We start from the raw sequence: 23283 nt of genomic DNA, 5'->3' as shown, positions 1-23283 counted from the left end.
GTCTCAGGCTTTGTATCGCCACGAGACCGCATGACGGCCGTCGCATTCAGCTCCAGTTCAGCGACCTACCAATAGAGCTTTTACATGGAGGGACGAATGCGCCACATCATGACACCACTCATCGCCGCCTTGCTGGTTTCGCCAGCCCTTGGAGATGCGCTGCAAGACCAACGCGCACCCGACTACTCGGGCCCAATGCTGGTCGATTACCGGCCTGTGATGTGCGTGCGCGCGCCCTGCCCTCCAGGCGTTTACGTGATCGAAGGCGACGGTTTCACCACGCGCGCCCGCACAGTGATCATCGAGGATGCTGGCGCAATCAATCAATATAGTGGCCAATATCTTGAGGTCGAAGATATCAGTGGCTCCATATGGCTCGGTGCCGATGCAATCGGCACCCCACTGCCATTGGACGTAGTCTATATTGCGATAACGCCAGAACCAGCGCCGACGCCTTAGAACGCGTCGACCGCCCTCATCTCGCCCACGACCGTACCGCGTACATTCCTGATCGGCTGGCGTGCAAACTGCTCCAGCACCGCGCGCTGGGCGTCGTTCGGATCAGCATACTTCAGCAGCAGTCCCGAAATCATCGCGTGGCTCGCAGCCATATTCCCGTCGTCACACTTGAGCGCATAGCCCCAGCCCTTGGAGCGGATCGCGCCACACTGCACGCCTTCCGCGCCACCTTTTTGCATCAGCTCACCCGCATAGGCGTTCATGATCAGCGTATCGAGATGCCCTGTGCCCGCCACGAGGTGCGGATGCTTGGTCGCTGCATTGAAGAGCGCTTGCGCACCTTCAGCGTAATGGCTCGGGAGGCCCTCGCCCGTCGCCATCTTAGCAAAGCCTGTCGCCCAAGCCCGCAGCGGCGCCGCCCAGGTCGGGATCGAGCAGCCATCCGTGCCGCAGCGATCTTCGGTGAGGCTCTCGCCGATCACTGTTTCAACCGCTTTGCGCACGGCCTTCTGTACAGCGTGTTCGCGTTCGACATAGCCGTGCGGATCAACGCCCATGGCCAGCGCCACGCTGAGCATGCCCGAATGCTTGCCCGAGCAATTATTGTGTAGCGCACTGGGGTTTTCGCCCGCCTTACGTAGCGCGTCACGCGCCGCGTCATTGGTCGGCATGTGCGCGCCACATTCAAGGTCAGCAACGCTCAGGCCCATGCGCCCGAGGAAGGCGCTGACATTGGAGGTGTGGTCGTCTTCACCGTGATGAGAAGCACAGGCCAGCGCCAGTTCTTCCGTACGGTGATGGAATTTTTCGATGGCATGCTGGTCAAATATCGCCAGCGCCTGCATGGATTTTACAGCCGAACGCGGGAAGATTGGACGCTCAACATCGCCACCAGAGGCGATAACATTGCCTGTTGCATCCACAATGATGAACGCGCCGCGATGACGGTTCTCAACCCAGTTGCCGCGTAGGACTTCGGCGAGAATGGGGTTTGCGTCCATAACAAAAAACTCCGGTTCGTGCTGTCTTGGAGGAACAGCGCCGAACCGGAAAAGTCAACATGCATGGGTTGGAGGCAGAAAGCTTGTGATCAGAACCACTGATCCGTGGGGGTGAGGTAAGAGGCGTTCACCCAGCCGCGCATATGATAAACTTCCACAAGGCACCAATCGGCGGAATTCTTGGCAGAATTGTCGATGCAACGCTCGACCCAAACATCCGTACCGTTTGGAACTGCGCTAATCTTTTGCGAGTAGGACGCCGGCCACTTGCGGATATTGAGATTATCCCAGCTGGCCACACCACTCACCTGAGCGGTCGATTGAACATGATAGCCGGCAGCCATTGCTGGCTGGACCGCGAAGGCTCCTGCTGCGACCAATACGAGGCCACAGAGCGATGCCATCAAAACCTTTTCCTGTGCCTTGTTCATCGCCGTCTCCTCTCGGTGATCTCTAGCGTTGAGATGACACTAGCTTCTCCCAATTGAACTCAGCCTGATCCCCTCATTCAGATTGGGTTCATGTTTTTTCGGCCTCTCCCCCAGCATCAGCCGACCTCCCTCCCCTCGTTGGAAGGGATTGAGGGTGAGGGAACGCAGCCCCAACTTGCGTACCTCTTGTGCGCATTCGCCTCATTGTGCCAAAGGCATAACTCGCGCCTTCTTGCGCCTTGGCAATTCGCCGAGACGAGTTTGTAGTTATGACTTTTATTCCGCTCGATCACCCGGATCGTCACGCCATTATGGACGAGGTTCACGCCCGTCCGGTCGAAATCCTGCCATCCGAATGCCGCTTGCGCCGCTTGGTTCTGGTCATGCCGGGCGAGCCGGGCGCTATGCAGCGCGCGTTCCTGCGATTTGCCGATTTCCGCCTCGCGTCGGGCGTCGAACTCGAACTGGCAGGAAGCCGTCAATACAGCTTTGAAACGCCTACCCGCTCTGTCACCTGGGAGTTTCATACAGAGTTCGTCACCATCACATGGCGCGATAGTCTGACCGGCGCGGATAATTTCCCGAACGACATTGGCCTTGAGGCTATTGGCGAAGGCCAGTTGCTTGGCGCGGTTCGTATCGACGTCATTGCCGATCACACCATTCCCGATCGCCTGATCCCGGGCTTCTCGCTTGCCAGCCTCTGCCTGTCGAACGTTGAAGACGGTAAAGCGCAAGTCGTGACCGACTTTATTCCCGATGCCGAAAAGTTCACTCGCATCGAGTTTGCGGCGGGAGCGCTGACGCCCTTGCGCCGCTCCATTCTCACCCGCCGCTTGCTCGAAGTCGAAACCTATCGCGCCATAGCGCTGCTCGGCCTGCCACTCGCGCGCGCCGCATCGCCTGATCTGCGCGGCATGGAGAGCGAACTCTCGAGCGTCATCAATTCGCTGTCTGAAGTGGTCGATCCCGCCAGTGCCAAGGGCGTGCTCCACGGTCTGCATGAATTGTCGGTGCGCTCGGGCCAAATGGCGGAACGCCTTGGCTATCGCTTTGCCGCTGGTCGCGCCTATGGCGAAGTCCTCAATTCGCGCCTCAAAGGTCTGCGCGAAAGTGGCACCGACAAGGGTTCTACCCTGTCGCGCTATATCGCCAACCGCGTCGAGCCAGGTCTGGCCACTTGTGCCGCCATCGAGCAACGCCTGCGCGTCTTATCGCGAAAGATCGAACGCGCCATTGGCCTGCTGAACGTGCGCATCGGCGTTGATATGCAGGTGCAAAATGCCTCGCTGCTCGACAATATCGCCCGCACCGCGCGCAGCCAGTTCCTCCTCCAGCGCACCGTTGAAGGTCTCTCGACCATCGCCATCAGCTACTACGCGCTCGGCATTGTCGGTTATCTCTTGGGCGGTCCGCTCTATCATTGGAACATCGACAAAACGATGGCGCTCTCGATCTTCGCGCCTTTCGTTGTGCTGCTGGTCTGGCTCTCCGTTCGCTCCGTCCGCAAGAAGCACGAAGGCCACTGACCCAAATGCAAAGGCCGCGGATCATCTCCGGGGCCTTGTTCTTACCGCAGCCAAAACATTGGCTTTAAATCCACCGAGATCGGCTCATTCTTTTCATTGGTGGCCATGATATCGGCCATATGCGCCCACCAGCGCTGCATCACGGCCGTATTCGGCAGATCGTCCATGGTGTGATCGACGCGACGCCACAGCACGCCAAAGAGCGTATTGGTCTCCTCGTCGAGATGGATGGAATAATCCTTCACCCCCGCCTCGTGCAGTAGGTCCACCAGCTCGGGAAAAATCTCGTCGTGACGCTTCTTATATTCCGCTTCCATGCCCGGATTGAGCTTCATCTTGAAAGCGTGTTTTTCATATCCCGCGTCCGTAATCACGCCCGTCGCTCCTTCATCATCCGATAGAGAATTGGCAGGGCGATCACGACGATCAGCAGCCCACCAGTAAAAATGCTCATGACAATGCCGGGCACATTGAGCAGCCCGAGCCCAAATGTCACCAGCCCGATAATCAGCGCTGCAATCACCACACCAAGGATAGATCCGGCCCCGCCGAGGATCGACACCCCTCCCAGCACCACCATGGTGATCGCTTCCAGCTCCCAGCCCTGCGCGATGGAAGGCCGCGTTGAGCCCAGACGCGCGGTCAACAACACTGCCGCAATGCCGCTCATCAGGCCTGTGAGGCAAAAGAGGATGAACCGCACCCGATCGACGCGCACGCCGGAAAACTGCGCCGCCGTCGCATTATTGCCAATGGCAAAGACGCGCCGACCAAAATTGGTTTTGTGCAGCAGCACATAGAAAATCACCGCGCAAACGCCGAACAACACCAGCTCAAACGAGATCACCCACCAGACATATCCCTGCCCGAACCACGAAAAACTGGCCGGATAACCCTTATAGCTCTGGTCCCCAAGAACGATGAAAGCGATCCCGCGAAACAGGCTCATCGTGCCGATGGTGACAACGATGGAAGGCAGTTTCAGCCGAGTGACCAACACGCCATTGAAGGAGCCGCAGACCAGCCCAACGGCAACACCCACCGCCACCAACACGGGCGTATCCGCCCCAAATTGCAGTGCCAGCCCCATCAGCGTCGAACACAAGGCAATGATGGAGGCGACCGAGAGATCAATCTCGCCAGCGATAATCAGCAGCGCCATCGCCAGCGCAATCAGCGCCTTTTCGGTGAAATTGAACGTGAGGTCCGAGAGGCTCCAGGCGTTGAGGAAATAGGGAGAGGCAAAGCTATTCGCGATGAAAATCCCAATTGCCACGAGAACCAGCAAGCTCTCCCAACTCAACACCCCCGCCTTCCAAGAACTCCCTAAGCGGTCTGGGAGGCGTCTTGTTGTTATGTCTGTCATCTCTTCCTCCCGAAACTCAATCTCCCAGCACCCACCAGCCAAACCTCCCTCCCCCTTGAGGGGAGGGCCGGGGTGGGGGTAACTACGCCCCCCGCAAAATCACCCGGCCCTTGCTCCGCTCGCCACGCGCATTGAGCACCACCGCCAGCAAGATCGCCGCACCGGAAATCGCCATTTGCCAGAAGGGCGACACGCCGATCACTGGCAGCGCATTGTTGACGACGCCGAGGAACAGCGCCCCCAACAACGCCCCACCAACCGTGCCAATTCCCCCAGCAATCGACACCCCGCCGATCACACAAGCTGCGATGATGTTGAGTTCATAGCCGCTCGCCACTTCCACCGAAGCGATCACATAGCGGGAAATCCAGAGATAGCCCGCCAGCCCCGAAATCGCCCCGGCCAGCACAAAGGCATAAAACTTCGTCTTGCCGACATCGATGCCGGTGTAAACCGCCGCCGTCGGATTTACGCCAATGGCGTAGAACGCCCGGCCCAGCGGGGTCCTTGTCATCAACACATAGACCAGCGCCGCCACCACAATCGCAAACCAGCTCAACACCGGCAGGCCCAGAAACACGCTGCGCTGCAGCTGGATAAAGTCTGGGCTCATCTGCGCTGCGTTCACCCAAGCACCGCCCGAAATGACGAAGACCATCCCGCGGAAAATCGTCAGCGTTCCCAGCGTCACAACAATGGCCGGAATGTTCAGCTTCCAGACGAGCAACCCATTGAACGCTCCCATCGCAGCGCCAACAACCACGCAGCCTAGAATAAGCAGTGGCACTGGAATAAAAGGGAAAGCCGCATTAGCCATAGCCACAATCATGCCGCTCAGCGCCAGATTGGAGGCCATCGACAAGTCGATACAGCGGGTCAGAATGACCGCCATTTGCCCCAGCGCCAACATCATCAAAATGGACGTATCGTTGAAGACGGTCAGCAAGTTGCTCGGCTCAGCAAAGCGCGGAAAGCGCAGTGTCACGGCTAAGATCACGGCGACAATTGCCAGCCCCAGCCAGATTTCGCGGTGTTTGAAAAGGCTCTTCATGCCGCCTGCTCCTCAGCAATACCGGCGGCCAGGCGCACCAGCGTTTCCGGTTGCAACCCATCATTGACCAGCGTGTCGACCACCAGCCCCTCGCGCATGACGACGATCCGGTCACTCATGCCCAACACTTCGGGCAGCTCGGACGAGACCATGATGACGCTCAATCCCTGCGCCACCAGCTCGCCCATGAATTCATGCACCGCCGCCTTTGAACCAATGTCGATGCCCTTGGTCGGCTCGTCCAAAATGATCACCTTCGGCAGCGTCGCCAGCCATTTGGCGATCACCACTTTTTGCTGATTTCCACCCGATAGGGTCGATACATTCTGGCTCAGCGATGAGGCGCGCAGGTCAAGCCGCTCTGTATAAGTGCGCGACAGCGCAAACTCTTCCGCCATGCGCAGAAATCCGCTGCGGCTGGTCTTGTCCAAACTTGGCAGCGAGACATTCTTAAAGATCGGTTCGCCGGTAATAACGCCCTGCTTGCCGCGCTCCTCAGGCACGTAAACAATCCCGGCCTCCACCGCGTCGGCGGGGGATTTTGGCGTGAGTGTTTTGCCCTCTAGGCTGATGCTCCCGGCGCTGGTTTTGGTCAGTCCGAACACCGCCTGCATCACCTCAGAGCGCCCAGCCCCGACGAGCCCGTAAAAGCCGAGGATCTCGCCCTTTTTCACCTCAAAGCTGACGTCATGAAATTCGGTCGGGTGGCAGAGCCCCGACACAGCCAGCACCGCTTCGCCAAACTGCGCGGTCCGAGCCGGGAAAATGTGGTCAACCGAGCGGCCCACCATCATCTTCACGATGTCCGTTTGCGGGGTGTCTTTGATAAACCCCTTGCCCACCATTTCCCCATCGCGGAACACGGTGTAGCGGTCCGCAATGCGGTAAATTTCGTCGAACTTATGCGAGATGAAGAGGATCGCTTTGCCGTCGGCTTTGAGAAGCTCGATCAGCACATAAAGATCTTCAATTTCCTTCTGGCTTAGCGCCGCGGTCGGCTCGTCCATAATGACCACTTGCGCCTCGACGCTCAGCGCCCGCGCCACCGCTACCAGATGCTTCTTGGCAATGCCGAGTTCCTTCAGCGGCGTCGTCGCATCAATCCCTGCCGCCATAGAGTCCAGCGTCAGCTGCGCCTCGCGCTTCATCGTCGCCCAATCGATCAGCCCAAAGCGCGTCTTGGGCGCATGGCCGAGATAGATGTTTTCCGCCACCGTCAGCTCATCAAACAGCACGGTTTCTTGGTGGATTGCGGTAATGCCCGCCGCCGAGGCCGACACTGCCGTCGGCAAGGTCACCGCCTTGCCATTGACTGAAATAGTGCCGCCATCCGGCTGGTAAATCCCGGTCATGGTTTTCACCAGCGTCGATTTTCCAGCGCCATTCTCGCCAATCAGCGCCGTCACTTCACCGGCATAAAGCTCCAACGAAACCTCATGCAACGCCCGCACACCGGGAAAGCTTTTCGAGATGTTTTCAAGAGTGAGAATGGGCGTTTTCATATTCTTGATCCTTGGCGCCACTGTCCCGCGCCGCTCTCATCACAAGCTCGATATGCCTCCCTCCCCTTGAGGGGGAGGGAATGAGGGTGGGGTGATCGACCGGCGTATCCCAATAGCTTCCAGATGCTCGATGCAACTCCCCCACCCCTACGGGGAGAGGGTGGGGTGAGGGGGCCTTGCCAGTAAAGCTGACGCCCCCACCCTGCCTCCCCCGCAAGCGGGGGAGGAGCACGTTCTGTAGTCTTGAAAAGATCGCGTTCCCAACACCAGTCCAGTCCCTCCCCCTGTTTCAGGGGGAGGCTAGGAAGGGGTCAGTAGATCTTCGAAAACTCTTCGATATTGCTCTTATCGAACTGGAACGGCGCGGCCATTGCAGCGGAGTTGGTGTCGTCGAGCGTGACTTCACCCACCTTGCCGATGGAGAAGGTCGCGCCCGGCTTGGCTTCAGCACCATCAACCAAGGCATCCGCCAGCATCACTGCCGAATAGCCCAGATCAATTGGGTTCCACAGCGCCACCGCCTGGCTCGCGCCATTGTCGATGAACTGCTTGAACTCGCTTGGCAGCGCCAGCCCAGTAACGTTGATCTTGCCGATCAAATTCTGGTCGGTCACCACCTGAGCCGCCGCGACAACGCCAACGGTAGTTGGTGCAATGATCGCCTTAAGGTTCGGATGGGCTGCAATCAGACCACGCGCTTCTTCGGTCGACTTCACGCTGTCGTCGTCGCCGTAAACGGTGGCCACGAGGTTGATGTTGGAGAACTTGGCTGGAATGGCTGCCTTCGCCGCTTCAATCCATGCGTTCTGGTTGGTCGCGGTCGAAGCCGCCGAAAGGATCGCAACATCGCCGCCTTCAGGCAGGAAGTCTGCCGCCAGCTTGATGATGGTTTCCCCGATCAGACCAACGTCGGATGGGTTGAGGTGGATCTGGCGGCCTTCTGCAGCAACGCCAGAGTCCCACGAAATGACCTTGATGCCGCGTTCCATAGCGCGCTTGAGCGCTGGAACGAGGGCGTCCGGATCGTTGGCCGAGATCGCAATGGCATCAACCTGCTGAGCGATCAGCGAGTTGACCACTTCGATCTGTGCTTCAGCAGTTGCAGCCGTTGGGCCGGTGTAGATCACTTCCACATCGCCCAATTCAGCGGCAGCTTCCTGCGCGCCCTTATTAGCGGCATCGAAGAAGCCATTGCCGAGCGATTTCACGACCAGCGCGATGCGGGTCTTATCCTGTGCCATGGCTGGCGCGGCCAGCATCACAGCGGTTGCAGCTGTTGCTGCAAGAAGAGTCCAGAGCTTCATTATTTCCTCCCAGAAACGAAAACCTAGTCTGTGTTTGGGCTTAGGCCGCGTCCCCCTGCGGTTCCGCCTGTCCCATCGCATCCGCGATCACCAGCTTCACCCCTGCTTCCTCAAGCATCAGGCGATCTGCGTCGCGGATCCCACCGTCGGTAATGACGGTAGAAATTCGGTCGAGCCCACAAAGAATGAGGCTCGAGCGACCCGAAAATTTCGAACTATCGGCCAAAACGATCACTTCGTCGGCCTGCCCGATCAGCGCCAGTTCCGACTGCACCACCATGGGGTCAGCCTCCATCAGGCCATGTGACCCGATCCCCTGACAGCCGATGAACATGCGCTTGGCGTAAAAATGGCTCGCCACCACGCCACCAAAGGGCGACAGGATGACGTTTTGCTCGCGATAGATCGTGCCGCCCGGAATGACGACCGAGTTGCGCGAATTGTGGATGAGAAACTCGGCAATGGCGAAGCTGTTGGTGAACACACTCAGCCGCTTTTCCATCAGATAATGCACCATCTGATAGGTCGTCGTGCCACCGTTGATAATCACCGGCTCGCCATCGGCGCACAGCTCTGCCGCTGCTCGCGCAATAGCGCGCTTTTGCGCGATATTGATCGTTTCATTGACCGAGAATGGGCGGCCCATCAGCCCACCCTGTGCTGGCGGGGTCAGCGCTTCCGCGCCCCCTCGCACCCGGCGCAACTTGCCTTGCTCGTCCAGCGCCGCAATATCTCGGCGGATCGTCGCTTCCGACGAACCGGTAATGTCACACAACTCCGCCACCGTCACGACGGGGCGCGATTGCGCAGCAGCCAGAATAACGCGATGGCGTTCGGTTTCGTGCAAGTTGTTTCTCCCTGCCTTAGTGCTTCCACCTCTTCCAAGCAGAGTCAATCATCATTCGCAAGGTTTCGATCATTTCCATTCACACGTGAAAGATTCTGATCGAAGCTGATTGACACCTTGCAGGATTGGTGAACTATTTTCACCCCTGACTGACCGCGCTCTGCGGCGAACAATGCGTCCATCTACGGGTTATGCCCACGGAAGCGAGTTGAAGAGAATTGCGGCTCATAGGAAAGGGCCGCTTCTGGGGAGGAAATTGCCATGTCCACTGTGCCGAAGCGCCTCGAAAACCTATGGGACGATGCCAAAGCCGCATCGCTGAGCGAGCCAGAACGTCTGGTCTACCGCTCCAATCTCTTGGGCTCCGACAAGCGCGTCACCAATTTCGGTGGTGGCAATACGTCCTCCAAAATCTGGCAGAAAGATCCGCTCACAGGCGAGACCGTTGAAGTGCTTTGGGTCAAGGGCTCCGGTGGCGACAATGCTTCCATTAAGCTCGATGGTTTTTCGACCCTCTATATGGAAAAGCTGCGCGCTCTGAAGGGGCTCTATCGCGGCCTTGAGCATGAAGACGAGATGGTCGGCTATCTTCCCCACGCCACCTTCAATCTCAACCCGCGCGCCGCGTCCATCGACACGCCGCTCCACGCTTATGTGCCGCGCCCCTATGTCGATCACATGCACCCCGATGCGATCATCGCCATTGCCGCTTCCAGCAATTCCAAAGAACTCACCCAGCAGATCTTTGGCGACACCATCGGCTGGCTCCCTTGGAAAAAGCCGGGCTTCGAGCTTGGCCTATGGCTTGAAAAGTTCTGCCATGAAAACCCCTTCGCTAAGGGCGTCATCCTTGAAAGCCACGGCCTCTTCACTTGGGGCGACGATCCAAAAAGCTGCTACGAAACCACCATTGCCATTATCAATCAGGCAATCGAGTGGTTTGAAAACCAGACTGCCGGCAAGGTGATCTTTGGTGGCGCTGTCACTAGCTCCCTTCCCGCCGCAGAGCGCCGCGCCATCGCCGCCAAGCTGATGCCGAAAATTCGCGGCTTTATCTCTGAGGACAGTTTTAAGCTCGGCCATTTCGACGACAGCGACGCCGTGCTGGAATTCGTCAATTCCAAGAATTTGCAGCCTCTGGCGGCGCTCGGCACCTCATGCCCTGACCATTTTCTGCGCACCAAAATCCGTCCGCTGGTCATCGATTTCGACCCGGCCAATCCGGACGTTGATGCGGTCATCACCGGTCTTGCCGATCAGATCGCGGCCTATCGCGCCGATTACGCGGCCTATTACGAGCGCTGCAAGCACGACAACTCGCCCGCCATCCGTGACCCGAACGCGGTCGTCTATCTCATGCCGGGCGTTGGCATGTTCACCTTCGCCAAGGACAAGGCGACAGCCCGCATCTCCGGCGAGTTTTACGTTAACGCCATCAATGTGATGCGCGGCGCGTCCACCGTCTCGACCTATCAGGGCCTGCCGGAACAGGAAGCCTTCGACATCGAATATTGGCTGCTTGAAGAAGCCAAGCTCGCTCGTATGCCAAAGCCAAAGTCGCTGGCTGGCAAGATCGCTCTCGTCACCGGTGGCGCAGGCGGCATTGGCAAGGCGACCGCCATTCGCCTCTTGCGCGAAGGCGCTTGCGTCGTCCTCGCTGACATTGACCAGACCGCACTCGACAGCGCCATTGCCGAACTCTCGTCCGTCTTCGGCGCCGATGTGGTCCGCCCGGTCAATATCAACGTCACACGCGAAGAACAGGTCACTGCAGGCTTTGCCCATGCCGTGGTCGAATTTGGCGGCCTCGACATTCTCGTCTCGAACGCCGGCCTTGCCTCTTCCGCCCCGATTGAGGACACGTCCCTCGAGCTCTGGAATAAGAACATGGACATCCTGTCCACTGGCTATTTCCTCGTCTCGCGTGAAGCGTTCCGGCTGTTCCGTCAGCAGAAAATCGGCGGCAACGTCATCTTCGTGGCCTCCAAAAATGGTCTCGCCGCTTCGCCAAACGCAGCCGCCTATTGCACCGCCAAGGCCGCCGAAATCCACCTTGCCCGCTGCCTCGCGCTCGAAGGCGCTGAAGCGCAGATCCGTGTCAACGTCGTCAATCCAGACGCCGTTCTGCGTGGCTCGAAGATTTGGGCTGGCGAATGGCTCGAACAGCGCGCCTCGACCTATAAGACCGACAAGGACGGTCTTGAGGAAATGTACCGCCAGCGCTCAATGCTGAAACGCTCCGTCTTCCCCGAAGACATTGCCGAAGCGATCTATTTCTTCGCCTCAGACGCTTCAGCCAAATCCACTGGCAATATTCTCAACGTCGACGCGGGCAACGCCCAATCGTTCCCGCGCTAAGCTTGGCTCCAAGAGTCAGCAACAAAACTCGATACAACCCCTCCCCCTCACAGGGGGAGGTTGGGTGGGGGTAAACCCCCGCGGCTGGAGAGAGGCCGCAAGGGAGGAAACACATGACCGAACAACTCATCGCCGCTTCGACCGTCGAAGCCGAAAACGCCAAGCGCTCTACTGATCTGCGCAATGACTACGACAGCCTTGGCGAACGCCTCGACCGTCGCGGCATTTCCATCGACGCGATTAAATCCAAAGTCGCCGCTTTTTCCGTTGCCGTCCCCTCATGGGGCGTTGGCACTGGTGGCACCCGCTTTGCCCGCTTCCCCGGCAAGGGCGAACCACGCGATATCTTTGACAAGATCGAAGATTGCTCGGTTATCGCCCAGCTCACCCAGGCAACTCGCACCGTCTCGCTCCACATTCCATGGGACAAGGCCGATCCAAACCGTCTCAAGCAAGCCGCTTCCCGCTTTGGCCTCGGCTTTGACGCCATGAACTCCAACACCTTTGCCGATGCCGCCGGGCAGTTGCAGAGCTATAAGTTCGGCTCTCTCTCTGCCGCCGATGCCGCCACCCGCAATCAGGCCATTGAGCACAATCTCGAATGCATTGAGATCGGCAAAACCATTGGCTCAAAGGCCCTCACCGTCTGGATTGGCGACGGCTCCAACTTCCCTGGCCAAGTCAATTTCGCCAATCAGTTCGAGCATTACCTCAATTCAATGAAGGCGATTTACGCGGCCCTCCCCGAGGATTGGCGCGTTTATACCGAACACAAAATGTACGAACCGGCGTTCTATTCGACCGTCGTGCAGGATTGGGGCACCAATTACCTCATCGCCAAGGAGTTGGGCGACAAGGCCTATTGCCTCGTCGACCTCGGCCACCATGCGCCCAACGTGAATATTGAAATGATCGTCTCGCGCCTTGCCCAGTTCGGCAAGCTCGGCGGCTTCCACTTTAACGATAGCAAATATGGCGACGACGATCTCGATGCGGGCTCCATCGACCCATACCGCCTGTTCCTCGTCTTCAACGAGCTTGTGGACGCCGAAGAGAAATATTCCGATTTCCGTCCGGCCCACATGCTCGACCAGTCGCACAATGTCACTGATCCGATCGAAAGCCTGATGCTCTCCGCCGCGGATGTGCAGCGCGCCTATGCGCAAGCCCTGCTTGTGGATCGCAAGGCCCTGACCGAAGCCCAGCACGGCAATGACGCCCTCGGCGCGACCCAAGCCCTGCGCCTGGCCTATCGCACCGATGTCGAGCCGATCCTCGCCATGGCGCGCTACGAACAAGGCGGCGCGATTGATCTCCTCGCCACCTACCGTGCCTCCGGCTATCGCCAGCGTGTCGCCGAAATCCGCCCGGAAATCGCCGCCGGCTCAAGCGGCATCGTCTGACCGGACTTGGTCTTCCCCTCCCCCTGCCCAAGGGGAGGGGGCACTCCTAGGCCTTCACCAGCCCGCCAAAATACTCCAGCGCATAGGCTTCCACCCCACCGACTAGAATAGCCTCGCGCCCGCGAAACTGCTCCGGCCCACCGTCGTTTCGATCTTGATAGGTGCAGCCGCCACTGAGCCAGACAAAGCCACCGAGGAACCGCCCTTTGCGGTAGAGCGCCGATAAGGAGTCTTGGATGATGGCGCCTGCCTGCCCTGCGTCGATCAAATCCGGCCGCTTTATATAGCCGTAGTAGTTCATGGCCCAGACCGGCTCATTGCGGTGCCAGAGCACTTCTTGCCCCAGAAAATCTGTTCGCCGAAATAGCTATCAAGATAGCGCCAATCGCCCTCCTCTCATGCGATCTCGTTTGCGCCCTGCCGAGATGGCGTCACCTTTGCCCCGCCACCGACATAGCTTGCAGCCTTGGCCCGAACGATGATGCTATTAAGCTCTTCGCTGTCCATACCCCTGCCCTCCCTCACGCATAGATTATGCGCGTCAGAGACAGCCTACGTCAGCATTCCACCTAAGATCGAGCGGGCCCGAACTTGGCGTTTCTGCGCCGAGGCTGACGAGCTTGGTGCTGCACAACGACGCCCTCGCCTGCCAGCAGCATCCTAAGCTCTCAAAACCGACGTTGCCTCCAATATCCACTCTCGAAACACCTTCACCTTGGTCCAATTTCGTCGCGACTGCGGATAGACCAGCTGATAGGTGCACCCGTCCCAGCCCAGTTCGGGGAAGGGTTGTACCAGTCGCCCGCTCGCCAAGTCATCGCGAAATAGCGCCGGCGTAATCATGGCAAAGCCTCTCCCTGCCCCCGCCGCTGCCGCCTCCAACACTTGCGTGTCGAGTGTCACCACGCCCCGGGCCATTGCGGGATAGTCGTCAATGCCCATCATCGCGAACCACTGACCAATCCATTGGTCACTTGGAGAAATCGCTGGCGCGCGGAGCAGGTCTCTCGGCTCCCGAATGCGATGCCTTTCGATGAAGTCACCGCTCATAATCGGCGTGAACTCCGCCCGCAACAGCTCGTGCCCAACCACGCCCTCCGGTAACTCACCCCAAGACGCAATTATGCCGACGTCGAACATGTCTTTTTGGAAATCGACGTTCTCCACCCGACTGTTGAACCGCACAGCAATGTCGGGGTGAGCCACCTGAAACAGCCCGATATTGGCGGCGAACCAGCGCGTGGCAAAAGTCGGCAGAGACAATATGGCCAATGTCCCGCTGACATGCTGATGCGTCTGCGCAAAACTATTGCGCAGGATATCGAAGGCCTGCAGCACATCCGGCGCGAGGCGCTGCCCTACTTCGCTCAGCTCCACCTGCCGCGCTTTTCGCACAAATAGTGCTGCGCCAATCCGCTCCTCCAAGAGCTTGATCTGATAGCTCACCGCCGCCTGTGACATGCCCAGTTCTGCAGCGGCGCGCGTAAAACTGAGCTGTCTCGCGACAGCCTCGAAAGCCCGTACGGAGGTCAGAGGCGGAATATCAGACATAATCTCACCTTATACCTTCCCACCGGCATTCAATTGGAAAATCGCGATATACTCGCGCTAAAGCAGAGCATGAGCAAATCAAAGACATAAGGCAAGGATGTGTTCTGATGCTTCCATTTGCACTGCTCGAACTTCCCGCACTGCTGTTCATCAATACTTGGGGCAAGCGCGGCACCGGCCCGCTCTACATGTCCTCTGAACCTCTATCACCGCATTTGCGCCGCGATATCGGGCTCGACGCCATCCGGGATGAGCGTGCCGAAAACCCCTCGCCAATTCCCCCCGATCGCATAAAGTGAGGCCACTGTTTCGCTTTCTCATCTCAGCCGACGGCCATGTCAAAGACCACGCCCGCCACTGCCGCTCTCACCAAAGCCGGCATTTCCTTTGAACTCGCGACCTACGACTACGACCCAAATGCGGAACGCGTGGGCTTGCAGGCGGCCGAAGCCATGGGCGTGTCACCGGCTGAAGTGTTCAAAACGCTCATGGCCGAGCTCGATGGCAAGCCAATCTGCGCCATCGTCCCCTCGGATGAAGAAGTGAATATGAAAAAGCTGGCTGCGGCTTTGGGTGGCAAGTCGGCGCATATGATGAAACCCGTCGATGCCGAGCGCCTCACCGGCTACAAGGTCGGCGGCATTAGCCCTTTGGGCCAGCGCAAGCTGGTGCCGACGGCGCTTGATGAAATGGCAACGCTCTACGACGAGATCTATCTCAATGGCGGTCAGCGCGGATTGCAGATCCGCATCAAGCCCGATGATCTCGTCTCAGCGCTCAACTGTGTCACCGCCGATCTGACACGTTAGACCACCCCCAGAAACGACAAAAGGCGCCCTGCAGGACGCCTTCATCGGATAGTCTTTTCTCTGCCGCCTTGGGCGACCGAGACGTTCGCTTATTAGGCTACGTAGGTGCCGCGTGCGATCGACTTGATGTCACCCTTGGTGATGCCCAGGTCGTTCAGCTGACGGCTGTCAAGGCTGTTCAGTTCACGCAGAGTGCGCTGGTAGCGGGCGTAGTCAGAAAGCTTCTTTGCGATGTTCATTTCGGTTCCCCTTCGGTTGATGACCCCTATGTAGACCTAAGTCGTAGTGATTAGAAGATGGCCAATCTGCACATCCGTTATGCACTAGATGCAAGTGATGGGGCAATCTTGGTTAAGCAAGGGTAAATTCGAAAAACCCAGCGAAACTCGGCAAAAATGAGGCAGCCCGCCTTAATCGCCATAGCAAAGGGCCGCACATCATCTGCATGATGTGCGGCCCTGCTTAATTTACAGGCAGATAGTTAGACCTGCCTACTCGCTTTTCGTCTCAGCCATGCGCGCAGCGCGGGCCACGCGAATGTCGTCCTTCATCTCGAACCACATGGCATTGATGATGCCGAAGGCGCAGGCCAGGCCGAGGCCGAGGATCCATGCAAAATACCACATACGACTGCTCCTAGTAGGCGTTGGGGTTTTTGGTGAGATTGTCGGCCGTAACCGGACCACGCATCACGCGGAACACCCAAGCGGTGTAGGCAACGATGATGGGCAGGAAGATAACGGTCGCAACCAGCATAATGAAGAGCGTCAGATGGCTCGACGATGCATCCCACAGCGTCAGGCCCGAGCCTGGAACCGTCGAGGACGGCAGCAGGAACGGAAACAGCGAGACACCAGCTGTCGAGATGATCCCGAAGATCGCCGCGCTCGTTGCCAAGAGCGTGATCAAATGCTTGCGGCCGATAAAACCGAGCACCGCCACGACCAGACCCACGAAGGCCAGAATCGGCGCAGTCACCATCCAAGGATATTTGCTGTAATTCAGCATCCAGCCGCCCTGCACCAGCTCAACCGACTTGGCGAGCGGGTTGATCGGCGCTGCCGGGTCAATCACGCTGGTCACCACATGGCCGCTCATGAACGCAACCCAGAAGCCGCCCAGCGCGAACAGCACCAGTGTTCCAACAGCAGCATAGAGCCCGAACATGCGCGCCCGTTCTGCCATTGCCCCTTGGGTGCGTCCGGCAATAACAGCCGCGCCCTGCGCACTGATCATGCCAACGCTGACTAGGCCGCACAGCAGTGCAAACGGCATCAACAGCTGGAAGAAGTTGCCCGTGTAGAAGATGCGCATGGTGTCGTCAAAGTGGAATGGCGCGCCCAAGAGCACATTGCCCACCGCCACGCCCATGATCAGCGCTGGCACAAAGCCACCGATGAACAGGCACCAATCCCACACAGCGCGCCAAGTCGGGTTATCGATCTTGCCACGGAACTTGAACCCCACTGGACGCAGGATCAGCGCCAGAAGGATAACGAGCATGGCAAGGTAGAAGCCCGAAAAGCTCACCGCATAGAGTGGAGGAAACGCGGCAAAGATCGCGCCACCACCGAGAACCAACCACACCTGATTACCTTCCCAAGTCGGGCCGATCAGGTTGAGCAAAATACGGCGTTCTTCATCGCTCTTGGCAGCGAAGGGGAGCAGAGTGCCCACCCCCATGTCGCGGCCACCCATCACGGCAAAGCCGATCAGCAGCACACCGAGCAGTACCCACCAGATCAGGCGGAGTGTTTCGTAGTCGAGAGGGATCGAGCTCATGCGACGATCTCCTTGTTTTCCTTGGTCGCCGGAAGGGCAGCCATGACGTAGTCCTCATCTTCTTCCGGAGTGAAGAGCTGATCCTTCGGACCCGCCTTGATGATTTTGACCATCAGAATGATCATGATGACCAAGAGCACGCTGTAGAGCAGCACGAAGAAGCTCAGCGACAGGACTAGGTCGAGCACGTTCAGACCCGAGGCGGCGTAGAATGTGGGCAGAACCCCTTCCACGACCCAAGGCTGTCGGCCGAACTCGGCGATGAACCAGCCTGCTTCAATCGCGATCCAAGGCGTTGGCAGCATGAACACCGTGAACCACAGCAGCGGCTTGTTGGTGTCGATCCAACCCCGCGACGCGCGGTAGAACCACAACGCGAAGAAGGCGATGTAGAAGAACCCGAGACCCATCATAATGCGGAAGGTCCAGAACAGCGGCCATACGCTTGGCACGGTGTCGGCAGCAGCCAGCGCGATTTCTTCCGCAGTCGCGTTCTCGACATCAACGCGATACTTCTTGAGCAGCAGCGCGTAGCCAAGGTCCGGCCAGGTCTCTTCAAAGACCGCACGGGCATCGGTGTTCGCGCCGTCGGCGCGAATTTCAGCCAGCGCGTTATAAGCGATCAGACCCATACGGATACGATCTTCGGCGCGCTCAACCAGTTCGTGAATGCCCGGCAGTTGCTGATCGAACGAACGCGTCGTGATCAGACCACCAACCCACGGAACCGAGATGTGGAAGCCAACGTCTTCGCCGTTCGAGCCGGGGAAGGCGATGATCGACCACGGAGCCGGAGCCGGCTCGGTTTCATACATGGCTTCGAGTGCAGCGATCTTCATGTGCTGGTGTTCCGTCGCGACATAGCCGCTTTCGTCACCGAGCACGACCACCGACAGCGCCGAGGCCAAACCAAAGCTTGCCGCCACAACAGCGGAACGCTTGGCCAATTCGACATGCTTGCCCCGCACAAGGAACAGCGCCGAAATGGCGAGAATGAACATGGCGCCGCAGAGATAGCCTGCGCTTACCGTGTGCACGAATTTTGCCTGCGCCACTGGGTTGAAAATCACCGCCATAAAGTCGGTGACTTCCATACGCATGGTGTCAGGATTGAACTTGGCCCCAACCGGGTTCTGCATCCACCCGTTGGCAACCAGGATCCAGAGCGCCGAGAAATTGGCGCCAATTGCGGTCAGCCAGGTCACAACCAAGTGACCCACCTTGCTCAGACGATCCCAGCCGAAGAAGAACAGGCCGATGAAGGTCGCTTCCAAGAAGAAGGCCATCAGGCCTTCAATGGCGAGTGGCGCCCCAAACACGTCACCGACATAATGGCTGTAATAGCTCCAGTTCATGCCGAACTGGAACTCCATAACCACACCGGTGGCCACGCCCATGGCGAAATTCACGCCAAAAAGCGTGCCCCAGAACAGGGTAGCCTTGCGCCAGACCTGTCGGCCAGTCATGACATACACGCTCTCCATGATCGCCATCATGAAAGAGAGCCCGAGCGTCAGGGGAACAAATATGAAGTGATACATGGCGGTGGCAGCGAACTGCCATCGCGATAAGTCAACGACCAACATGTCGATCATGGCATTGTTGCCTTTCGTTAGGGCGGCCGGAAGCAAGGTCGCCAATGCCTGTCCTGTAACGCATCTAAAATCTGACACCTTGATTCAGATCAATGCTCCCCGAAAAGTGCCGTGTATGTTCAAACGCATGACCCGCAGCTCCCCTCCCAGCGCACGCCGGCCAGAAAACTCGGTCTCGCACACGTTAAAACTCCTGCAAACACAGGGGGGAGCAGCGCTTTGGCTGTCTATCGCCGCACCCATATTGGCAGGGGTGTTACTGGTCTGGCAGGCATGGATTTTGGCCTCAACCCTGGGTCAGGCCATCGAAAATGTCGCACCGATCAGCACATTGTTACCAGGAATTTTCATTCTTCTGGGGATAGTTCTGGCCCGTGCAGGGCTTTCGGCAATCGCCGATCACACCGGAATCATCGCGGCTGAACGGATCAAGCTTCACCTCCGTCAGACGCTCTTCAGCCAGCTTCTGGCAAAACCGCCTCGCGCGGCCAATTCTGCCGCCTCTGGCCTTGCCGCCGCCTCCATTGTCGATCAGGTCGAAGCGCTAGAAAGCTATTTTGCGCGCTACATCTCCGCCTCGGCACAGGGCATCGTGCTGCCACTGGTGTTTGGCGCGATTATTCTACCCATCGATTGGGTGGCGGGCGTGCTCTTCCTCGTCAGCGCGCCGCTTATTCCTATCTTTATGGCCCTTGTCGGCTGGGGCGCGCAGGTCGCGACCGACCGTCAGGCCAAAGCCCTCAGCCACCTCTCAGGCCGTTTCAGCGATCGCCTGCGTGGTCTTCTCACCCTCAAGCTCTTGGGCCGCGAAGAGGCTGAAACCGAAGGCATCGTCTCCGCCAGCGAAGCGCTGCGCCAGCGCACGCTCAAGGTCCTGCGCATTGCCTTCCTGTCGTCGGCCGTCCTCGAATTCTTCGCCGCTCTCGGCGTCGCGGGCGTTGCGCTTTATGTCGGCCTCACCTTCATTGATTATCTCCACCTGCGCACGAGCCCCCTCACCTTGCAGCTGGGCATGTTCCTCTTGCTGATGGCGCCAGAGGTCTACAACCCGCTGCGTGTGATGGCGGCGCAATATCATGATCGTGCCTCGGCCAAGGCTGCGCTCAATGAGATCGAAGCCAATCTCGGTACTTTGTCAGACGAGCGCGTCGACCACACGGACAACGCGCCCCTCCCCGGCAAGCCCATCGCCCTTGAGGCGAACAACGTCACCCTGCGCACACCCGATCACATGCGCGCCGTCATCGAACACGTCACGCTCCGCGTCGAGCCGGGCCAGCACATTGCCCTCCTCGGCCCCAGTGGCTCGGGCAAGTCGACCCTGCTCGAAGCCCTTGTTGGCCTGCGCGACGCCGAAGGCGACATTCTGCTCGATGGCCGCCCGTTGAGCGAGTGGTCCGAGCCATCCCTGCGCGGCCGCACATTTATCCTCACGCAGAAGCCACGCATCATCCACGCCTCGCTTGCGGACAACATGGCCTTAGGCCGCCCTGCCGCCAGCCGCGCCGACATTGAAAAGGCCGCCGAACTCTCTGGTGTCCTCGGCTTCACGGCGGGTCTGCCCCTTGGTCTCGACACCATCATCGGCGAAGACGGCGCAGGCATTTCGGGTGGTCAGGCACAGCGCGTCGCGCTGGCGCGCCTCTTCCTGCGCGATGCTGGCTTGATCATCCTCGACGAGCCCACCGCTCACCTTGATGCGGCGCTCGAGCAAGAGATCATTCAGTCCATTACCCGCTATGCGCGCGGCCGCACCCTCATCGTCGCGACGCACTCGCCTGCCGTTGCTAAAAATCTCGATAGAGCGTGGCGCGTCACGCCCACGGGTCTTGTTGAAGCGCCGCTCTCCGCCCGCGCGAAAGGCGTCGCATGAAAGCCATCCTCACCTTCGCCCCGCTCTTCCTGAAGCGATGGAAGTCGTTTTCGGCAGCCTTACTCTTGGCGCTCGTCACCCTTATCGCGGGCGTGTCTCTGCTCGGCGTGTCCGGCTGGTTTATCACCGCCACATCACTGACCACGCTTGGTCTGGCATTCAATTTGTTCGTGCCATCGGCCGGTATTCGCGCACTGTCCTTCGTGCGTATTCTAGCGCGCTATTTTGAGCGCCTCGTTGGTCACAATGCCACCCTCAAGCTGCTGTCGGATTTACGCGGCTGGCTCTTTTCCAGCCTCTTCCCCCGCCTGCCCCTGCCCGACCGCTCCTTGCGTCATGGCGATCTCGTCAGCCGCCTCACCACCGATGTGGATGCGCTGGACACCGCCTTTCTCGTCGGCATCGGCCCGCTGGTCGCAGCGCTCTTCGTAGGCACGGTGATGACCGTCATATTGGCGCTGTTCCTGCCCGGTGCTGCGCTCATCTATGGGCTCTGCATTGCCGCAGCAGCCCTACTCGTGCCCCTTGCCATGATCACTCTCTCGCGCCGCGCCGGTCGTGCCAGTGTTGAAGCCAGCGCCGCCATGCGCATGAATGTGCTCGACGCTGTGTCCGGCCATGCTGATATTGTGGTGCTCGGCGCGCTTGGCACGACACAGGATCGCTTCGCCGAAGCGGCCGCCACAGCCAGCGCGCTGAAGCGGCGCCTCAGCCTCTACACCACCTCCGGCAGCTTCGCCGTCCAGATCGCGGCAGGTCTCGCGCTTGTCGGCACGCTTTGGTTCGGTCTCGTCGCACTACAAGCCGGCACGATCGACGCCCCGCTGATGGCTGCCCTCCTGCTTGCCGTCATCGGCAGCTTTGAGGCCACCAATGTCATCATTCGCAGCACCTCCAAGGCCACGGCCGCCATGGCTGCTGCCGAGCGCCTACAGGCCCTCGCCAATATCGATATGCCCATTGCCGAACCGGCAGTGCCCAAAGCATGGCCGAACGACGCCCCGATTACTCTGACGGGCCTCTCCTTCAGCTATGGAGCAAACCAGCCGGTTCTCAACGACATCGATCTCACCATCGCGCCCGGCGAACGCATCGCTGTCATTGGCCCCAGTGGCGGCGGCAAGTCCACGCTTTTGCGCCTACTCCTGCGCTTGGTCGAACCGACCTCAGGCAGTATTTCGGTCGGCGGGATCGCGCTCGATCAATTCGCCACGCGGGACGTTCACGCCCATTTCGCGCTTTTGAGCCAAGACAGCCCCGTGTTCATCGACACCATTCGCAACAATCTTCTCATTGGTCGCGATACGGCGTCCGAGGACGATCTATGGGCGGCCCTCGCCAAGGCGCAGCTCGATGATCATGTCCGCAGCTTACCCAAGGGCTTGGATACCATCATCGGGGAAGCGGGCCGCACGCTCTCCATGGGTCAGGCGCGTCGCCTTACCCTCGCGCGTGTTCTGTTGTCCAACGCACCGGTGCTCCTTCTCGACGAACCAACCAATGCGCTTGACCGTGAAACCGAGGAAGCCTTCTTCGCCGTGCTTGCGCAGGCAACGCGCGACCGCACAGTCGTGCTCGTCACCCACGCCACCATTCCCGAGGGGACGGTGGATCGGGTGCTCACGCTCAATCATGGTGAGTTGGTTTAGCCGCAGCGCAGACGGAGCAAAGCCAGATCGGGCACATGGATCGTACGATAGTGCTCGACGGCAATAACGCCTTCGGTTTTCAGCTTGGTCATTTGGCGGCTGACGGTTTCGATCGTCAGCCCCAAAAAGTCGGCAATATCGGCGCGGCTGAGTGGCAGATCAAACTGCGCCCCATCCTGATCATCGGTCGGGTCAATATGGGTCGCGATCAAGTACAAAAAGCTCGCGACCTTTTCTGCCGCGCTTTTCCGGCCCAGCGTCACCATCCAGTCGCGTGCTTCATCCAGCTCACGCAGCGCCTGCATCATGATGCGATGCTCAAGTGGCGCACTCTGTTGGATGAGATTTTCCAGCGCCGACTTCGGGATCATGCACAGATCAACTTCGGAGGCAGCTTCCGCGCTCACCCGGCTTTCGGTAGCAAAGGGGCGGCCCAACAGATCAGGCGCAAACTGCAGCCCCACCACTTGCTGGCGTCCATCTTCCAAAACCTTGGTCAGCTTGATCACCCCGCGCAGCACATTGCCGAACGCCTCAATCGGCTCGGCGTCGGCCATCAGGGGGTCGCCCGGGTCCTTGCGAACGCGACGTGTGCTGCGGGAGAGTGTAGAGAGTTGTTCGGCGTTGAGCGCCCCGCAAATGCCTTGGTGACGCGCTTCGCAGCTTTGGCAAAGCACCGGCATCTCCGAGTTATGGATATCTTTCCGAACCGTTTGCATGTCCACGCCCCCTCTACAGAGTCTTTTATAGCTCCGCCCCCACACAACTATAAG

General features: G+C 59.0%; 22 protein-coding genes and 1 pseudogene. 8 read left to right on the top strand and 15 right to left on the bottom strand.

Annotated features, from left to right (window positions below; genetic code table 11):
- The first annotated feature begins 96 nt into the window (after window positions 1–96).
- On the top strand, window positions 97–459 hold the full coding sequence (locus tag HKD40_RS05015) for a hypothetical protein (protein ID WP_169194636.1): 363 nt from the start codon (window positions 97–99) through the stop codon (window positions 457–459).
- Here the strand turns inward: HKD40_RS05015 and HKD40_RS05010 are convergent.
- On the bottom strand, window positions 456–1460 hold the full coding sequence (locus HKD40_RS05010) for an asparaginase (RefSeq protein ID WP_169194635.1): 1005 nt from the start codon (window positions 1458–1460) through the stop codon (window positions 456–458). The two genes, HKD40_RS05015 and HKD40_RS05010, sit on opposite strands and share 4 nt — an antisense overlap.
- Window positions 1461–1549: 89 nt before the next feature.
- Window positions 1550–1891 carry an SH3 domain-containing protein gene (locus HKD40_RS05005; protein WP_169194634.1) on the bottom strand — a complete coding sequence of 114 codons (342 nt, stop codon included), beginning with the start codon at window positions 1889–1891 and terminating at the stop codon, window positions 1550–1552.
- A 269-nt stretch (window positions 1892–2160) separates the two neighbouring features.
- Between HKD40_RS05005 and HKD40_RS05000 the strand changes: the two genes are divergently transcribed.
- On the top strand, window positions 2161–3420 hold the full coding sequence (locus HKD40_RS05000) for a DUF3422 domain-containing protein (RefSeq protein ID WP_169194633.1): 1260 nt from the start codon (window positions 2161–2163) through the stop codon (window positions 3418–3420).
- A 41-nt stretch (window positions 3421–3461) separates the two neighbouring features.
- Here the strand turns inward: HKD40_RS05000 and rhaM are convergent, their stop codons facing one another.
- The 6 genes from rhaM to HKD40_RS04970 all read right to left on the bottom strand — a co-directional run bounded on the left by rhaM (window position 3462) and on the right by HKD40_RS04970 (window position 9490).
- Window positions 3462–3791, bottom strand: a complete 330-nt coding sequence (gene rhaM / locus HKD40_RS04995) for an L-rhamnose mutarotase (protein WP_349236478.1) — start codon at window positions 3789–3791, stop codon at window positions 3462–3464.
- A complete protein-coding gene (locus HKD40_RS04990) occupies window positions 3791–4786 on the bottom strand; it encodes an ABC transporter permease (RefSeq protein ID WP_169194632.1) in 996 nt (331 codons plus the stop codon). The genes rhaM and HKD40_RS04990 overlap by 1 nt, the downstream gene beginning before the upstream one ends.
- 82 nt (window positions 4787–4868) lie before the next feature.
- Entirely contained in the window at window positions 4869–5837 is a 969-nt protein-coding gene (locus HKD40_RS04985) for an ABC transporter permease (protein ID WP_169194631.1), read from the bottom strand.
- On the bottom strand, window positions 5834–7339 hold the full coding sequence (locus HKD40_RS04980) for a sugar ABC transporter ATP-binding protein (protein WP_169194630.1): 1506 nt from the start codon (window positions 7337–7339) through the stop codon (window positions 5834–5836). The genes HKD40_RS04985 and HKD40_RS04980 overlap by 4 nt, the downstream gene beginning before the upstream one ends.
- A gap of 311 nt (window positions 7340–7650) precedes the next feature.
- Window positions 7651–8643 (bottom strand): rhamnose ABC transporter substrate-binding protein, encoded by a 993-nt coding sequence (gene rhaS, locus HKD40_RS04975; RefSeq protein WP_169194629.1) that lies wholly within the window; start codon window positions 8641–8643, stop codon window positions 7651–7653.
- Between the two features lie 40 nt (window positions 8644–8683).
- Window positions 8684–9490: a DeoR/GlpR family DNA-binding transcription regulator gene (locus tag HKD40_RS04970; protein ID WP_169194628.1), complete on the bottom strand. Its 807-nt coding sequence runs from the start codon at window positions 9488–9490 to the stop codon at window positions 8684–8686.
- A 261-nt stretch (window positions 9491–9751) separates the two neighbouring features.
- Between HKD40_RS04970 and HKD40_RS04965 the strand changes: the two genes are divergently transcribed.
- Window positions 9752–11848 (top strand): bifunctional rhamnulose-1-phosphate aldolase/short-chain dehydrogenase, encoded by a 2097-nt coding sequence (locus tag HKD40_RS04965; protein WP_169194627.1) that lies wholly within the window; start codon window positions 9752–9754, stop codon window positions 11846–11848.
- Window positions 11849–11961: 113 nt separating this feature from the next.
- The gene (gene rhaI, locus HKD40_RS04960) at window positions 11962–13251 is read left to right on the top strand and encodes an L-rhamnose catabolism isomerase (RefSeq protein ID WP_169194626.1); all 1290 of its coding nucleotides are present in this window, start codon (window positions 11962–11964) and stop codon (window positions 13249–13251) included.
- Window positions 13252–13297: 46 nt separating this feature from the next.
- Here the strand turns inward: rhaI and HKD40_RS04955 are convergent.
- Both HKD40_RS04955 and HKD40_RS04950 read right to left on the bottom strand, forming a co-directional pair.
- A pseudogene (locus HKD40_RS04955) lies at window positions 13298–13758 on the bottom strand (DUF5680 domain-containing protein).
- 153 nt (window positions 13759–13911) lie between these two features.
- Complete coding sequence (locus tag HKD40_RS04950; RefSeq protein WP_169194625.1) at window positions 13912–14802, bottom strand: LysR substrate-binding domain-containing protein; 891 nt, start codon at window positions 14800–14802, stop codon at window positions 13912–13914.
- 107 nt (window positions 14803–14909) lie between these two features.
- Between HKD40_RS04950 and HKD40_RS04945 the strand changes: the two genes are divergently transcribed.
- Window positions 14910–15101 (top strand): hypothetical protein, encoded by a 192-nt coding sequence (locus HKD40_RS04945; protein ID WP_169194624.1) that lies wholly within the window; start codon window positions 14910–14912, stop codon window positions 15099–15101.
- 36 nt (window positions 15102–15137) lie between these two features.
- Entirely contained in the window at window positions 15138–15611 is a 474-nt protein-coding gene (gene ybaK, locus HKD40_RS04940; RefSeq protein ID WP_169194623.1) for a Cys-tRNA(Pro) deacylase, read from the top strand.
- Between the two features lie 92 nt (window positions 15612–15703).
- Here the strand turns inward: ybaK and HKD40_RS04935 are convergent, their stop codons facing one another.
- The 4 genes from HKD40_RS04935 to HKD40_RS04920 all read right to left on the bottom strand — a co-directional run bounded on the left by HKD40_RS04935 (window position 15704) and on the right by HKD40_RS04920 (window position 18985).
- Window positions 15704–15850 carry a DUF1127 domain-containing protein gene (locus HKD40_RS04935; RefSeq protein ID WP_169194622.1) on the bottom strand — a complete coding sequence of 49 codons (147 nt, stop codon included), beginning with the start codon at window positions 15848–15850 and terminating at the stop codon, window positions 15704–15706.
- Window positions 15851–16102: 252 nt separating this feature from the next.
- Window positions 16103–16237: a cytochrome bd-I oxidase subunit CydX gene (gene cydX, locus HKD40_RS04930; protein WP_169194621.1), complete on the bottom strand. Its 135-nt coding sequence runs from the start codon at window positions 16235–16237 to the stop codon at window positions 16103–16105.
- A gap of 10 nt (window positions 16238–16247) precedes the next feature.
- On the bottom strand, window positions 16248–17393 hold the full coding sequence (gene cydB / locus HKD40_RS04925; RefSeq protein WP_169194620.1) for a cytochrome d ubiquinol oxidase subunit II: 1146 nt from the start codon (window positions 17391–17393) through the stop codon (window positions 16248–16250).
- Window positions 17390–18985 (bottom strand): cytochrome ubiquinol oxidase subunit I, encoded by a 1596-nt coding sequence (locus tag HKD40_RS04920; RefSeq protein ID WP_199368577.1) that lies wholly within the window; start codon window positions 18983–18985, stop codon window positions 17390–17392. Before HKD40_RS04920 ends, cydB begins: the two co-directional genes overlap by 4 nt.
- Here HKD40_RS04920 and cydD point away from each other — a divergent pair.
- Window positions 18933–20861: a thiol reductant ABC exporter subunit CydD gene (gene cydD / locus HKD40_RS04915; RefSeq protein ID WP_349236790.1), complete on the top strand. Its 1929-nt coding sequence runs from the start codon at window positions 18933–18935 to the stop codon at window positions 20859–20861. The genes HKD40_RS04920 and cydD overlap by 53 nt on opposite strands.
- Window positions 20858–22510: a thiol reductant ABC exporter subunit CydC gene (gene cydC, locus HKD40_RS04910; protein ID WP_169194618.1), complete on the top strand. Its 1653-nt coding sequence runs from the start codon at window positions 20858–20860 to the stop codon at window positions 22508–22510. The genes cydD and cydC overlap by 4 nt, the downstream gene beginning before the upstream one ends.
- Here the strand turns inward: cydC and HKD40_RS04905 are convergent.
- Complete coding sequence (locus HKD40_RS04905) at window positions 22507–23229, bottom strand: Crp/Fnr family transcriptional regulator (protein ID WP_169194617.1); 723 nt, start codon at window positions 23227–23229, stop codon at window positions 22507–22509. The genes cydC and HKD40_RS04905 overlap by 4 nt on opposite strands.
- Window positions 23230–23283 lie beyond the last annotated feature (54 nt).

Source organism: Devosia sp. MC1541, assembly GCF_012847305.1.
Classification (GTDB): domain Bacteria; phylum Pseudomonadota; class Alphaproteobacteria; order Rhizobiales; family Devosiaceae; genus Devosia.
This window is presented reverse-complemented; position numbering and strand designations above follow the sequence as displayed.